The sequence below is a fragment of the Sulfitobacter brevis genome (assembly GCF_900112755.1).
In the GTDB taxonomy this organism is placed as follows: Bacteria; Pseudomonadota; Alphaproteobacteria; order Rhodobacterales; family Rhodobacteraceae; genus Sulfitobacter; species Sulfitobacter brevis.
The window spans coordinates 186,730-200,709 of sequence record NZ_FOMW01000005.1 but is presented as its reverse complement, the minus strand read 5'-3'; the positions used below and the strand labels follow the sequence as shown (position 1 = coordinate 200,709).

At 57.1% G+C, this 13,980-nt stretch carries 16 protein-coding genes; 8 read left to right on the top strand and 8 right to left on the bottom strand.

All coding sequences use genetic code 11. The annotated features are described in order from the left end of the window. Nucleotides 1–29: 29 nt before the first annotated feature. On the bottom strand, nt 30–935 hold the full coding sequence (locus BM174_RS08630; protein WP_093923447.1) for a hypothetical protein: 906 nt from the start codon (nt 933–935) through the stop codon (nt 30–32). 102 nt (nt 936–1,037) lie between these two features. Between BM174_RS08630 and hslV the strand changes: the two genes are divergently transcribed. From hslV to BM174_RS08615, 3 genes are all read left to right on the top strand, one after another. Then, nucleotides 1,038–1,601, top strand: coding sequence for an ATP-dependent protease subunit HslV (gene hslV / locus BM174_RS08625; protein WP_093923446.1), 564 nt, complete (start codon nt 1,038–1,040; stop codon nt 1,599–1,601). A gap of 91 nt (nt 1,602–1,692) precedes the next feature. Then, on the top strand, nt 1,693–2,997 hold the full coding sequence (gene hslU / locus BM174_RS08620; protein WP_093923445.1) for an ATP-dependent protease ATPase subunit HslU: 1,305 nt from the start codon (nt 1,693–1,695) through the stop codon (nt 2,995–2,997). Nucleotides 2,998–3,034: 37 nt separating this feature from the next. Next, the gene (locus BM174_RS08615; protein ID WP_093923444.1) at nt 3,035–4,252 is read left to right on the top strand and encodes an MFS transporter; all 1,218 of its coding nucleotides are present in this window, start codon (nt 3,035–3,037) and stop codon (nt 4,250–4,252) included. On the opposite strand, the gene BM174_RS08610 is transcribed toward BM174_RS08615, so the two are convergent. The 3 genes from BM174_RS08610 to BM174_RS08600 all read right to left on the bottom strand — a co-directional run bounded on the left by BM174_RS08610 (nt 4,249) and on the right by BM174_RS08600 (nt 6,517). Continuing rightward, nucleotides 4,249–4,830, bottom strand: a complete 582-nt coding sequence (locus BM174_RS08610) for a Smr/MutS family protein (RefSeq protein WP_093923443.1) — start codon at nt 4,828–4,830, stop codon at nt 4,249–4,251. The genes BM174_RS08615 and BM174_RS08610 overlap by 4 nt on opposite strands. Then, nucleotides 4,827–5,780 carry a murein transglycosylase A gene (gene mltA / locus BM174_RS08605; protein WP_425442346.1) on the bottom strand — a complete coding sequence of 318 codons (954 nt, stop codon included), beginning with the start codon at nt 5,778–5,780 and terminating at the stop codon, nt 4,827–4,829. The genes BM174_RS08610 and mltA overlap by 4 nt, the downstream gene beginning before the upstream one ends. An 80-nt stretch (nt 5,781–5,860) precedes the next feature. Next, nucleotides 5,861–6,517 carry a Tim44/TimA family putative adaptor protein gene (locus BM174_RS08600; protein ID WP_093923441.1) on the bottom strand — a complete coding sequence of 219 codons (657 nt, stop codon included), beginning with the start codon at nt 6,515–6,517 and terminating at the stop codon, nt 5,861–5,863. Nucleotides 6,518–6,622: 105 nt separating this feature from the next. Here BM174_RS08600 and BM174_RS08595 point away from each other — a divergent pair, with 105 nt between their 5' ends. Continuing rightward, entirely contained in the window at nt 6,623–7,156 is a 534-nt protein-coding gene (locus BM174_RS08595; RefSeq protein WP_093923440.1) for an FxsA family protein, read from the top strand. A 57-nt stretch (nt 7,157–7,213) separates the two neighbouring features. Then, nucleotides 7,214–7,696 (top strand): protein-export chaperone SecB, encoded by a 483-nt coding sequence (gene secB, locus BM174_RS08590; protein WP_093923439.1) that lies wholly within the window; start codon nt 7,214–7,216, stop codon nt 7,694–7,696. Nucleotides 7,697–7,710: 14 nt separating this feature from the next. On the opposite strand, the gene dnaQ is transcribed toward secB, so the two are convergent. The 4 genes from dnaQ to BM174_RS08570 are packed head-to-tail and all read right to left on the bottom strand — an operon-like array spanning nt 7,711 to nt 10,409. After that, on the bottom strand, nt 7,711–8,397 hold the full coding sequence (dnaQ, locus tag BM174_RS08585; protein WP_093923438.1) for a DNA polymerase III subunit epsilon: 687 nt from the start codon (nt 8,395–8,397) through the stop codon (nt 7,711–7,713). Then, nucleotides 8,390–8,980 (bottom strand): dephospho-CoA kinase, encoded by a 591-nt coding sequence (gene coaE / locus BM174_RS08580; RefSeq protein ID WP_093923437.1) that lies wholly within the window; start codon nt 8,978–8,980, stop codon nt 8,390–8,392. Before coaE ends, dnaQ begins: the two co-directional genes overlap by 8 nt. Further along, nucleotides 8,980–9,813 carry a shikimate dehydrogenase gene (locus BM174_RS08575; protein ID WP_093923436.1) on the bottom strand — a complete coding sequence of 278 codons (834 nt, stop codon included), beginning with the start codon at nt 9,811–9,813 and terminating at the stop codon, nt 8,980–8,982. Before BM174_RS08575 ends, coaE begins: the two co-directional genes overlap by 1 nt. Continuing rightward, on the bottom strand, nt 9,810–10,409 hold the full coding sequence (locus tag BM174_RS08570; RefSeq protein WP_093923435.1) for a Maf family protein: 600 nt from the start codon (nt 10,407–10,409) through the stop codon (nt 9,810–9,812). The genes BM174_RS08575 and BM174_RS08570 overlap by 4 nt, the downstream gene beginning before the upstream one ends. 403 nt (nt 10,410–10,812) lie before the next feature. On the opposite strand from BM174_RS08570, the gene BM174_RS08565 reads away from it, so the two are divergent. From BM174_RS08565 to mnmE, 3 genes are all read left to right on the top strand, one after another. Continuing rightward, on the top strand, nt 10,813–11,262 hold the full coding sequence (locus BM174_RS08565; RefSeq protein WP_093923434.1) for a CopD family protein: 450 nt from the start codon (nt 10,813–10,815) through the stop codon (nt 11,260–11,262). A 125-nt stretch (nt 11,263–11,387) separates the two neighbouring features. Next, a complete protein-coding gene (rho, locus tag BM174_RS08560) occupies nt 11,388–12,659 on the top strand; it encodes a transcription termination factor Rho (protein WP_093923433.1) in 1,272 nt (423 codons plus the stop codon). Between the two features lie 31 nt (nt 12,660–12,690). Further along, nucleotides 12,691–13,977, top strand: a complete 1,287-nt coding sequence (gene mnmE, locus BM174_RS08555; protein WP_093923432.1) for a tRNA uridine-5-carboxymethylaminomethyl(34) synthesis GTPase MnmE — start codon at nt 12,691–12,693, stop codon at nt 13,975–13,977. Nucleotides 13,978–13,980 lie beyond the last annotated feature (3 nt).

Here is a 13,980-nt window from a genome sequence, read left to right as displayed (position 1 = left end):
AAGGGCGTCCCTGAAACGGGGCGCCCTTTTTATATGGGCCAGCCAAACCGCCTGAGCCGCGCCGCGATCTTTGCCTCTGCATCCGTGCGCCCTGCGTTGATCGACTGATCCTGCCAAAACCACCAGATATATTGGGCATAGTCAGGGGTGTTGCGCGTCACCTGTGCAAAACTTTCCGCGAGATCGGCCATATCAGCGCGTACCGCAATGTGGTGGAAATCGATCTTTGCAAACAACAGTGCGGGTTTTTGAAAGAAAAATCCTCCAAAGGCGGCGCTGGAGTTCTGCGTCACCACATAGTCGCAGTTTTGCAGGTGCTGGACCATGTCGCCAACTGTGACCGTCAACCGTGCGTGCTGGCGCTCCAAATGCTCCAGCGCGGCGAGTTCGGCTGCGGAGTAATGCTCGTTCGGATGCAGCGTGGCAATCACCTGCCGAAGCGGCTCATGGGCAAGGCAATGCTCTAACATCTGTAGCGGCGAACAGCTTTGAAACGAACGATGTTCGGACAGCCGGCCTTGCAAGGGAACGTAGATGTATCCCGCCTGCTTTGTGACCTTGGGCGCCGCGCCGTAGAGCCGTTTTTGCCAAAAGGCAAAAAACCGCGCTGCCTCTGCCAGATCGATTTGTGATGGATCAAATTTGGCTTGAGCGGTGTCCCAGTCCCAGCGCGCGGCGGTCTGGTCGATCTGCCAGAACGGGTATTGATAGACGCGGCGAAACACCAAGCCATTGGGGCGTTCGGGGGGCTTCATATGGGTCAGCGCATAGCCGCCATTTGCCAGCCCTGCATCAGCGAGATCGCAATACTGTGGCACAAGCCCTGCCGCCGCACAGACTTTGGCTATCAGCCCGATAAAGTTGTGTGCGCCGGCAGCCGCGCTCTCCCGCAAAGGGGGCTCAAGATAGAAACGCACTGTTTGATGATTGGCCATTTGGCCGACGCTATCTAACCCGCGACAGGCGGACAAGGGGCGCTGCCCTTGTGCCCTGCGGGGTCGGGGGCCATATAGAACTCCAGACGACAGGAGGCCAAAATGGCAAAGCAGGAATTTCCCGGGTGGCACGGCACCACCATCGTTGGGGTGAAGAAGAACGGACAGGTTGTCATCGCCGGTGATGGTCAGGTCAGTCTGGGTCAGACGGTGATTAAAGGGACCGCCCGCAAGGTGCGCCGCCTGTCACCCGGTGGCTTTGATGTGGTCGCGGGCTTTGCCGGCTCAACAGCCGATGCCTTTACCCTACTTGAGCGGCTTGAGACCAAGCTGGAGGCCACCCCCGGCCAGTTGCAGCGTGCGAGCGTCGAGTTGGCCAAGGATTGGCGCACCGACAAGTATTTGCAAAAGCTCGAAGCAATGTTGATTGTTACCGACGGCACGGACCTTTTCGTGATTACCGGCGCGGGCGATGTGCTCGAGCCCGAACACAATGTCGCGGCGATTGGCTCGGGCGGCAACTATGCGCTCGCTGCCGCGCGCGGCATGATGGACAGTGACCGCGACGCCGAAGCCATTGCCCGCGATGCCATGGCGATTGCGGCGGATATTTGCGTCTATACCAACGGCAAACTGACGGTGGAAACGATCAGCGCAGCTTCGTGATTGCGCGGCCCTTAGACTGCGTCTTCTCATCTCATACTCTTGTACCTCTGGCGCGCCGATGCCCCATCTGCAGCGCAACAAGGAACCTCTTATGACCGACCTTACCCCCCGCGAGATCGTCTCGGAACTTGATCGTTTTATCATCGGCCAACAGGACGCAAAGCGCGCCGTTGCCGTGGCCCTGCGCAACCGCTGGCGCCGCAAGCAACTGGCCGATGACCTGCGCGACGAGGTCTATCCAAAGAACATCTTGATGATCGGACCCACCGGCGTCGGCAAGACCGAGATCAGCCGCCGTTTGGCAAAACTGGCCCGTGCGCCGTTTCTTAAAGTTGAGGCCACAAAGTTCACCGAAGTTGGCTATGTCGGGCGCGACGTGGAGCAAATTATCCGCGATCTGGTTGACGGGGCCATCGCAATGACACGCGAACACATGCGGGAGGATGTGAAGGCAAATGCCCATAAGGCAGCCGAAGAACGGGTGATCGACGCGGTCGCCGGGTCCGAAGCCCGCGAAGGCACCCGCGAGATGTTTCGCAAAAAGCTGAAGTCGGGCGAGCTTGACGACACGATGATCGATCTGGAGATCAGCGACACCACCAACCCGTTTCAAACCATGGATATTCCCGGCCAACCCGGCGGGATGGGCATGATGAACCTGGGTGATATTTTTGGCAAAGCCATGGGCGGTCGCAAGACCAAGAAGAAGCTGACTGTTTCGCAAAGCTATGAGATTTTGATTGGCGAAGAAGCCGACAAATTGCTCGACGACGAGGCGGTAAACCGGGCGGCGATCGAAGCAGTCGAGCAAAATGGTATCGTTTTCCTCGACGAGATCGACAAGGTTTGTGCGCGTTCCGATGCCCGTGGCGGCGATGTATCGCGTGAAGGTGTTCAGCGTGATCTACTGCCCTTGATCGAAGGCACCACAGTCTCGACGAAGTATGGTCCAGTGAAAACCGACCACATCCTGTTCATCGCGTCGGGGGCGTTTCACGTAGCCAAACCGTCTGACCTGCTGCCGGAACTTCAGGGCCGGCTACCGATCCGCGTTGAATTGCGCGCGTTGACCGAAGATGATTTCGTGCGCATTCTGACCGAAACCGACAATGCGCTGACCTTGCAATATACCGCCTTGATGGGCACCGAGCAGGTCGAGGTTTCCTTTACCGAAGACGGGATCAGGGCGCTGGCGAAAATCGCGGCGGATGTGAATCACGCGGTCGAGAATATCGGCGCGCGCAGGCTTTATACGGTGATGGAGCGGGTGTTCGAAGAGCTCAGCTTTAATGCGCCGGATCGGGGCGGCGACAGCGTCGAGGTCAACGCCGATTTCGTCGAGAAAAATCTCGGCGCCTTGTCGCGCTCGACGGATCTGAGCCGCTACGTTCTTTAGGTCTTTTCTTTTCTCCATGCCCCGCCGATGAAGGGGCATGGATTACCTACGCTTCCTTTCCCGCAATTGGCTGTTTCTTCTCGCAGGCTTTTTGCTGACCTTCACCTCGTCCTATGGGCAGACCTTTTTCATTTCGCTATTTGCGGGAGAAATTAAGGCCGACTTTGGCCTGAGCGACGGCCAGTGGGGCGGGGTCTATACCATCGGCACAACGATGTCGGCGATTGCGATGATCTGGGCGGGTGTGCTGACCGACAGGTTCCGCGTTCGGGCGCTGGCGCTCGGGGTGATGATCGGACTGGCGCTGGCCTGTCTGTCGATGGCTGTGGTGCCCAACTGGATATTGCTGATCTTTGTGATCTTTGCGCTGCGCTTTACGGGGCAGGGCATGATGTCCCAGCTTGGCGCGGTCGCGATGGTGCGTTGGTTCGAGGCCAGCCGTGGCAAGGCGCTGTCGCTGTCCTCGATGGGGTTTGCTGCGGGGCAGGCGATCTTGCCAGTCTTGTTTGTGGCGCTGTTCGCGCTGAGCACATGGCGCAATTTGTGGGTGCTGGCGGCGGCGATCGTGCTGCTGACGATACCGGTGATCCTGTGGCTGCTGCGGCAGGAGCGCACGCCACAAAGCATGGTGAACGCCACCCAGATTGCTGGGATGCGCGGCGAACATTGGACGCGGGCGCAGATGCTGCGCTGTGGGTTGTTTTTCCTGATGATCCCGCTGATCGCTGGGCCTGCAACATGGGGCACGGCGCTGTTTTTCCAGCAGGTGCACCTGACCGAGGTGAAGGGCTGGGATCTGGTCTCCTACGTGGCTTTAATGCCGTTTTATACGCTGGCGTCAGTTTGCTCGACCTTTGCATCGGGCTGGGCGATTGACCGTTTCGGGGTTAGCCGGATCATCCCGTTCCAGATGCTGCCCTTTGCGGTGTCCTTCGCCGTGCTGGCCTATGCCGATACGATTTTCATGGCAGGGATCGGGTTGACGATCTTTGGCTTGGGCCAAGGGATGCAATCGACCGTGCCCGCCGTGTTCTGGGCCGAGTATTTCGGCACGCGACATTTGGGCGCAATCAAGGCGGTTGCCGCTGCGCTGATGGTCTTTGGCTCGGCCATCGGTCCGGGCATCACAGGCTGGTTGATCGACCTTGGCATCACATTCCCCGAACAGATGCTGCCGATCTCGGCCTACTACGTATTGGCGGCAGCGCTCGCGGCCTTGGGCATTGCCCGCTATCGCCCGCTGCTCAACCGCTAACGGTGACGTCTGAGATAGATGTAATACGCGCCTGTGCCGCCGTGGCTGATGTGCGCGGGCGTGATCTGTAAGACGACAGATTTCAGCGGCGGCATCGACAGCCATTGCGGAACCTGATGGCGCAGCACACCGTAGCGCACCGGTATCGGGCCGCCATCGTCGCGTTGCTTGCCCTTGCCGGTGATCACCAGCACCAGCCGTTTGCCGCGCGTATGGGCGTTGAGGATGAAGCCCGTGAGCTTCGGGTGCGCCTGTTCGAGGGTCATGCCATGCAGATCAAGCCGCCCTTCGGGGCGCAGCTTGCCACGCTTGAGCTTGCCAAATGCCTTTTGATCCATCTGCACCGATGTGCCGCGCATCTGGTCTTGTAACGACGGGCTAAGGTCATTGGTTCGGGCTTTGGTGGGTGGCATGGGCTTGCTCTGCACAGCCAGTTTAGCCCTGCGGATCGCCGGTGGCGCGGGTGCCGGGGCGTCGATGGGTGGGGTGAACAGGGATTTCAGGTCCAGCCGTTCGGTCCGGTCCGTGACCCTGCGCCACAGGTCCAGATCATCATTGTTCAACCGCCGCCGTTTCATATCGCGCTTTCGGGCAGCAGGGCATAGGCGCGCTGGATCGGCAGCAGCACAAACATACGGCCCGGATCGCGCAGAGTGCCCGCTTGCTTGCCTGCGGCATCTCCGGTGCCAAAAAATACATCTGCGCGCTGCGCTCCCTTGATTGCCGAGCCGGTATCTTGGGCCACCATCAGGCGCCGCAGGGGCTCCTTGCCGTCCTTTTCAATCCACACGGGTGCTCCGAGCTTGACGTAGGACGGATCAACCGCAATCGAGCGCATCGCCGTGACTGAACGGTTCATCGCACCAAGGGGGCCTTTATCGGCGGGCACCTTGCTGACTTCTCGGAAGAACACATAAGACGGGTTGTGAAACAGCAATTCGCGCCCGTCGACAGGATTACGCCGCACCCAATTCTTGATTACCTCGGCGCTGACCTGATGCGCCTCATAGACGCCGCGGTTGACCAGTTCGACCCCGATTGAGCGGTAGGGATGGCCGTTGGCACCGCGATAGCCCACCCGTCTGTAGGTGCCATCGCGCAGTTTAATCCGACCGGACCCTTGGATTTGCAGAAAAAACAGTTCGACCGGATCGTCAACCCAAGCGATCTCCAACCCGCGGTTGGCCATAACATCAGTATCAAGGATTTCGCGGCGGGTGAGCCACGGGTTTGTCTCCAACGCCTCGGGTGGCATCGAATAGACCGGATAGGCAAACCGCTCTGAAGGGAAAAGATCACCCTCAAGTTCGGGCTCGAAATAACCGGTGAACATTCCGTCTTTGCCATCTTCGATCAGCACAGGGCGGAAGAACAGCTCGAAAAACTGGCGCGGATCGGGGTCGGTTTTGGCAAATTCACACAGCGCGCTCCAATCAATTTCAGTCATGTCGCGGCAGGTGCTGAGATAGACGTCGAGGGCGGCGGCGTGGTCGTCATTCTCCCAGCCGTCAAGCTGGGAGAACTCCATCACCTGATAGGTTGCATCGGCGTTGGCGGGCGTGGTCACTAAGACACCCCCCGCGACTGCCAATGCACAAACGGCATGACTTACCCGTCTGTAGAAACCAGAAGCCAATTTGGATCGTCCGAGCCCATGATGCGCGCAAAGACCCAAGTATCTTTCTGGCGCTTGATTTCAGTGGTGCTGCCCTCGACGATTTTGCCATCCGCGTCGCGGACTGCCGAAGTAAGCTCTGCGCCGAAACGGATTTTTATCTCTGCTTCCTTGGTGACCGGATCAAGCGAGGCATCCACCAGCGTTGTTTCGCGCACGCCAAAGAATTTCGCCTCAATCGTCAGGCCCTGATCTTCGCGGGCGGCAACGCCATCCACGAAGCTTTCGTAGATGTCTTCGGAGAGAAACGGCTGAATGTCGGACAACTCACCGCGCTCGTAGCCCATCACGATCATCTCATAGGCGCCACGGGCACCACCAAGAAACTCGCTGGCGCTGAAAGACGGCTCGATGCGCTTCATCTCGGCAAGAGCCTTGCCCGCCTCGCTATCTACGGCGACATGATCTGCAATATCAAGATCGGGGCCGCCTTCTATCACCTCAAGCGCAGGCCCACTACGGGCGGTAGGCTTGTCGGTGACGGCAGGTTTTTCAAAACCCTCGCGTGTCCCCAGTACGTTTTTCAGGCGTAGGATCAGGAATACGGCAATGCCAGCTAACACCAGCAGCTGTATCAACGGTGAATTCATCGGAACCTCATTGGGTCAAAGCATGGAAACGTCGCGGTCAACGCCTTATGTAGGTGCTTGACCGGACCAAGTCCACTCTACCCGGAAGTGAAAGGACCATTGTTCATGTGGCTATTGATCGCATTTATTGCCATCCCGCTGATTGAGATCGCGCTATTCATCCAGATCGGGGGCGCAATCGGCCTTGGCTGGACGCTGGCGATTGTGCTGTTTACCGCTGTTTTAGGTACCTGGCTGGTAAGATCGCAGGGCGCGATTGCGCTAGGGCAGGTGAAGTCGTCCTTCTCTGATCTGCGCGACCCGACCGAGCCTTTGGTGCATGGCGCGATGATCCTGTTTTCTGGCGCATTGCTGCTGACACCGGGATTTTTCACCGATGCTATCGGATTTTCCCTGCTGGTGCCCGCAATCAGACGCGCGGTCTATCAGGCCATTCAGGCGCGGGTGAACATTCACAGCTTTGGCACCCAGCAGGGCGGTATGCCGCCGCACGGGCGTGGCGGGCAAGCGCGGCCCGAGCCGATACATCCCGCGGCCCAAGCAGCCGAAAAGGGTGAGGTGATTGATGGCGATTACCACGAAATCACCGAGGCTGAGCGGCAGGGTAAAGAAGGCCCGTCGGGTTGGACAAAGCATTGAGGGGGGCGGGGCAACCTGCTAAACCCAGCGGGATTTGATTTCTTAAGGGAGCCCGTCATGGCCGAAGCCGAAGCAACACCTCAGCAGAACCCGCAAATGCGGGTTCTGGGACAGTTCATCCGCGATATGTCATTTGAAAACATCATGGCGCAAAAAGGCGCGCCTGCCGATGTGCAGCCGGATGTGCAGGTTCAGGTTAATCTGGATGCCAAAAAGCGTTCGGGCGACAACCAGTATGAGACCTCGATCAAGCTCAAGATTACCTCAAAGGCCAAAGACGCCGACACGATGCTGTTTTTGCTTGAGATTGATTATGTCGGCATTTTTAACATTGAAGGCGTGTCGGATGATCAGATCCATCCGTTCCTGCTGATCGAATGCCCGCGGATGATCTTCCCGTTCCTGCGCCGCGTTGTCAGCGATGTCACACGCGACGGTGGCTTCCCGCCGCTGAACCTTGAGAACATCGATTTCCTGTCGCTTTACCGCAACGAAATCGCGCGTCGTCAGGCGGAAAATCCGCCAAAAGCCGACGCCTGAAGCCAACGCGGTGCCTAGTTCTGGCGCCATAGAACGTCGCCGCTCAATTTGCTGACAAACTCGGCATGGGCGGCGGCTTCTTTTTCGGTCAGCAGTGAGGGCAGGGGGTTTGGGCGCGGCCGTGGGGCCCATTCGGTTACATTGTCCCCCTCGCGGCGCTCGGGTTGCGTTGATAACGCAAAGTCAGGCTGCCGTCCACCAATCAGCTCCAGATAGACTTCCGCAAGAATTTCGCTGTCCAACAACGCGCCGTGCAGGGTACGCGAGGTGTTGTCGATACCGAACCGACGACAAAGCGCATCCAGAGACGCGGGCGAGCCGGGAAAACGGCTGCGCGCGATTGCCAAAGTATCCAGCGCCTGCGCCCACGGAATTTGCGGCAATCCCATCCATTTCAGCTCGGCGTTGAGAAACTTGATGTCGAAGGCGGCGTTATGAATGATCAGCTTTGAATCGCCAATGAAATCGAGAAATGCCTGACCGATCTGCGCGAACTTCGGTTTGTCGCGGAGAAAATCATCGCCCAGCCCGTGCACTTGAAACGCCTCGTCCGGCATGAAGCGCTCGGGATTAATATATTGGTGGTAGGTCTTGCCCGTGGCCATATGACCCATCAGCTCGACCGCGCCAATTTCCACGATACGGTCGCCGCTTTCAGGGTCAAAACCAGTGGTTTCAGTGTCTAATACGACTTCACGCATCGGTCAGGCTCTTCCTTATTTCAGCAACAACTACCGAGACTTCGGCACGGGTGCCCTCAAGACTATCGGTATGGATTACATAATCAGCGCGCGCGCATTTTTCGTCATTTGGCATTTGTTTGGCAAGGATCGCTTCGAATTGCGACGGTGTCATCGTGCCACGGGCCAGCACCCGCGCCTGCTGAATCTCCGCGTCAACGGTGACACAGGCCACCGCATCCATCCGTGCATCGCCGCCCGTTTCAAACAGCAGCGGAATATCCAACACAACAATATCGGCAGTGGCGGCTTTTAGAAATGCGGTACGGTCTTGCGAAACCAATGGATGCACAATCTGTTCAATCTGCCGCAGCGCTGTGGGGTCTGCCGCGATAATTTCTTTGAGTATGGCGCGGGACACCTCTCCATCCACCAGAGCCGTCGGAAACGCTGAGCTAAACGGGGCAACCGCAGCGCCGCCGACACTATATAATCGGTGCACGGCAGCATCCGCGTCCCAGACGGCACAGCCGAGATCGGCAAACATCTGGGCGGTCGTCGACTTGCCCATGCCAATGGATCCGGTCAGGCCCAGCAAGAACATTAGCGCAGAACCGCCGCGCGCGTGGCGCTATCGACCTTTGGGCGGGTGCCGAACCAACGTTCAAACGCAGGCACCGCCTGATGCAGCAGCATCCCCAATCCATCAACGGTGACGCAGCCCATCTGCTCTGCTGTTTCCAACAGTTGGGTCTTGAGCGGCGCATAAACCAGATCGGAAACCACAGTGCCCGGCCGCAGCCCGTCAAGCGGCACCCGCAACTGGCCCTTGCCGATCATCCCCAGCGAGGTGGTGTTAACCACCAGCGTCGCGTCATCGAGCATATTTCCAGCCTGAACCCAATCAACCACCTGCAAACGACTGCCGAAATCTTTCTTGAGTTGGTCGGCACGCACCCGGGTCCGGTTGGAGATGTAGATTTCGGGCACACCGGCATCAAGCAGCGACGTCACCACCGCCCGCGCTGCGCCACCTGCGCCGAGGATCGCCGCTGGTCCGGCTTTGGGCTGCCAGTCGGGCGCGCCTGACTTAAGGTTTTCCAAAAACCCATAACCGTCTGTGTTATCGGCGTGAACCTTCCCATCCTTGCGAAAGATCAGCGTGTTCGCCGCCCCGATCAAGGTCGCACGGTCGGTCACCAGATCGGCCAGTTCCATGATCGCTTCTTTATGCGGCAGCGTGACGTTGATCCCGACGAACCCCAGCTTGGGCAGGGTGCGGATCGCCTCGGCCAGATCTTCCGGTGCGATATCCATCGGGATGTAGTGGCCCGCTATCCCATAGGTTTTGAGCCAATGCTGATGCAATTGCGGTGATTTGGAGTGCGCAATAGGAGAGCCGATGACCCCCGCCAGTGGAATTTTTGGCAAGCTCATGTTGGCAGGTCTCCTCGTAGCGTCAAATAGTTCAACAGTTCCAAAAGTGGCATACCGAGAACGTGAAAGTAATCCCCCTCGACGGCGCTGAACAGGCGCACGCCTTCTTCCTCCAGCTTATAGCTGCCGACCGAATGGCGGATACTGTCCCAATTGCGGGCGACATACTCTTCTAGATAGAGATCGCTGATATCACGCATCCGCAGACGCACTTGCCCGACATGCCGCCAGATTGGCTTACCGCCTTCGCAGATCACCGCAGCCGACAGTAAACTATGCCGATCACCCCGCAGGCTGCGCAGCTGTTCAATCGCATCTTCGGGCGTTGCAGGCTTTGAAAGCAGCGTGCCCTTATGGTCCAGTGCTTGGTCACAGCCAATTACCAAGGCTTCGGGGTGTTTTTCGCTGATCTTTCGCGCCTTCACCTCGGCCAGCGTGTCGGCAATGTCGCGGGGAGGCGCAGTTTCGGCCAGCATGGATTGTTTGATCATCTCTTCATCCACTCGTGGCTTGATCACCTCATGGCTGACACCGGCCTGTTGCAGCAACCGGGAGCGGATTTCAGAACCCGAAGCGAGGATGATTGGTGTAACCATGTGGATAACCTGTGTGTGAGTTAAGGATTTATTAGGGAGTTGTTCTGCATAGTCGGTGAGATTGGCACAACTACTGTGCTCGGGCTGGCTTTCGCTGGCTTGTGACCGATTCCCGCTCAGGTGCACAAGGATAACTGTGTATCAGTGATAACTCGGTCAAACGGTAAAGCATCCCAAGAATTATACACAGGCGGCATCTGGGCTAAAATTTACAAGCTATTGAATACAAAAGTAAATTATTTCCGCAGATGAGTCGTACCCAGCGATGCCTGGATTGTTATCCTCGTCTGGATAACCCTTGGAACAACAGGTTAATCCACAGAAATTCATGACCCTACTTACATCATCAATCTTACTTATCTTCTTATTTATTATAAGAAGGGTGGAACGAACGGAGTCTGAAATGTCTGACCTGCTAAGCCTGGCCTACCCGTGGATCAAAGCCTTCCATATCATGGCCGTGATCTCGTGGATGGCGGCGCTCTTCTATCTGCCGCGCCTTCTGGTGCATCACACGGAAAGCGTTGGGCTGACGGGAGACACCCATCAGCTGTTCTCAATGATGGAATACAAGCTCGCGCATGTGATCATGGGACCGGCGATGCTGGCGACATGGGCGTTCGGGCTTTGCCTCGTGTTCACACCCGGCATTGTCGATTGGTCGATGATCTGGCCATGGACCAAAGCGCTGTCGGTAATTGCGATGAGCGGGTTCCACATCTGGCTTGAACGCAGCGTTGCCAGAACGGGCCGTGGAGAGGCCACAGTGAGCGGCCGGCAGTACCGCATCGCCAATGAGGTCCCAACGTTGCTGATGATCGTCATTGTGCTCTCTGTGGTGGTCAAATTCTGAACTGATTGACTCGGGCAGGGGGCCTGCGTATACCAGCGCAACCGCCCCGTCCGGGGATGGCGCAAATCTGCAATTTTCCCCACGAACGACCAGCCGGCCCTTGCTGCTGCTGAACAGGAATTTCCATGACAATCGAAACGCTGAACCTCGCTGACCTTAAGGCGCAGACGCCGAAAAACCTTCTGGCAATGGCCGAAGAGCTGGAGATTGAAAACGCCTCCACGATGCGCAAGGGCGAGATGATGTTCCAGATCCTGCGTGAACGCGCGGATGAGGGCTGGGAAATCTCGGGCGACGGTGTGCTGGAGGTTCTGCAGGACGGTTTCGGATTTCTGCGTTCACCCGAGGCGAACTACCTGCCAGGTCCGGATGACATCTATCTGTCGCCCGATATGATCCGGCAGCACTCGCTACGCACCGGCGATACCATCGAAGGGCTGATTAAGGCCCCTGATGATACCGAGCGTTATTTCGCGCTGACCGAAGTCACCAAGATCAATTTTGAAGACCCCGAGTTGGCGCGTCACAAAGTTGCTTTTGAGAACCTCACGCCGCTTTATCCTGACGAGCGGCTGACCATGGAAGTCAACGACCCGACGATCAAGGATCGCTCGGCTCGGATTATCGATTTGGTCACGCCAATCGGTAAAGGCCAGCGTTGCCTCATCGTGGCGCCGCCGCGCACCGGTAAAACGGTGCTGCTGCAAAATATCGCCAACAGCATCGAAAAGAACCACCCCGAGTGCTATTTGATCGTTCTGCTGATCGACGAACGGCCAGAAGAAGTCACTGATATGCAGCGCAGCGTCAAGGGCGAGGTTGTGTCCTCGACCTTCGACGAGCCCGCAACACGGCACGTCGCTGTCTCTGATATGGTGATTGAGAAGGCTAAACGGCTGGTTGAGCACAAGCGTGACGTGGTGATCCTGCTCGATTCTATCACGCGCCTTGGTCGTGCATTCAACACTGTCGTGCCCTCATCTGGCAAGGTTCTGACCGGTGGTGTTGATGCCAACGCTCTGCAGCGGCCCAAACGCTTCTTTGGTGCCGCGCGGAACATCGAAGAAGGTGGCTCGCTCACCATTATCGCTACGGCGTTGATCGACACAGGCAGCCGGATGGACGAAGTCATCTTTGAAGAATTTAAAGGTACCGGCAACTCCGAGATCGTGCTTGATCGCAAAATTGCCGACAAGCGCGTCTTCCCCGCGATGGATATCATCAAATCCGGCACCCGTAAGGAAGACCTGCTCGTCGATAAGGTCGATCTTCAGAAAACCTTTGTTCTGCGTCGCATCCTGAACCCGATGGGAACTACAGACGCGATTGAATTCCTGCTCGGTAAACTGAAACAGACCAAGACAAACTCTGATTTCTTCGATTCAATGAACACCTGATTTATTCAGCTAAAACAATAGTTTAAGAGTCATGGATACGATTTACGCTCAAGCCAGCGCATCAGGACGTGCGGGGGTCGCTGTTGTCCGTTTGTCCGGACCGGCGGCGCTTGCCATCGCGGCGCGCATCGCCGGACCCCTCCCCAAAACGCGGGTAGCCGGGCTTCGATCGATAACCGACGGTGCGGGCAATAAGATCGATCAAGGTCTGGTTTTGACCTTCGAAGCGCCAAATAGTTTTACTGGCGAAGATGTGGTTGAATTCCATCTTCATGGCAGTATCGCTGTTGTTCGGGCAGTCTTGACCGTGTTGGGTCAACAAGAGAACACCCGTCTGGCTGAACCCGGAGAGTTTACCCGCCGCGCGTTGGAGAATAATCGTTTGGACTTACCCCAAGTAGAGGGTTTGGCCGATCTGTTAGAGGCGGAGACTGAGGCTCAACGAAAGCAGGCCTTGCGCGTACTTTCTGGCCACTTGGGTGATTTGGTTGAAGGTTGGCGCACGCGATTGATACGGGCCGCCGCCTTGATTGAAGCAACAATCGATTTTGCGGACGAAGATGTTCCTGTTGATGTGACACCCGAAGTTTCGACGCTATTGAGCTCTGTGCACAATGAATTGGCCGCTGAGATAGCCGGTTCACGCGTGGCGGAGCGCGTCCGGACCGGTTTTGAGGTAGCGATTGTCGGCGCGCCGAATGTAGGGAAATCTACATTGCTGAATGCACTCGCAGGCCGCGAAGCAGCAATCACCTCGGAGATTGCTGGCACAACGCGCGACGTTATCGAGGTAAGGATGGATTTGGGCGGATTGCCGGTCACTTTGTTAGATACCGCAGGATTACGCGAAAGCGATGATACAATTGAGAGTATCGGAATCAAACGCGCGGTTGAGCGGGCCGAGCGTGCTGATCTACGGCTGTTTATCGCGGAACCAGGCGTCGATTTGCTGATCACTCCCAAAACTGAAGATATCATTGTCCGTCCCAAGGCCGATCTATTGACAGACCCGGAAAATGCAATTTCGGGAAAAACTGGCATTGGCGTTGATGCTGTGATCACGCGCATCCGTGAAATTTTGCTGTCACGTTATTCCGATGTTGGCGTTGCAACCCACGCCCGACATCGGGAAGCGATGCAGAATGCCGCCGAGAGATTGCAGAGTGTGTACGCTGCACTGGACCACGGGCCCGACCGTTATGATATAGCTGCTGAAGAGTTGCGATTCGCAGTCCGATCTTTAGAAGCGCTTGTTGGCCGGATTGATGTTGAAAACCTACTGGATGAGATCTTTACGAGTTTTTGTCTGGGTAAATAAGGA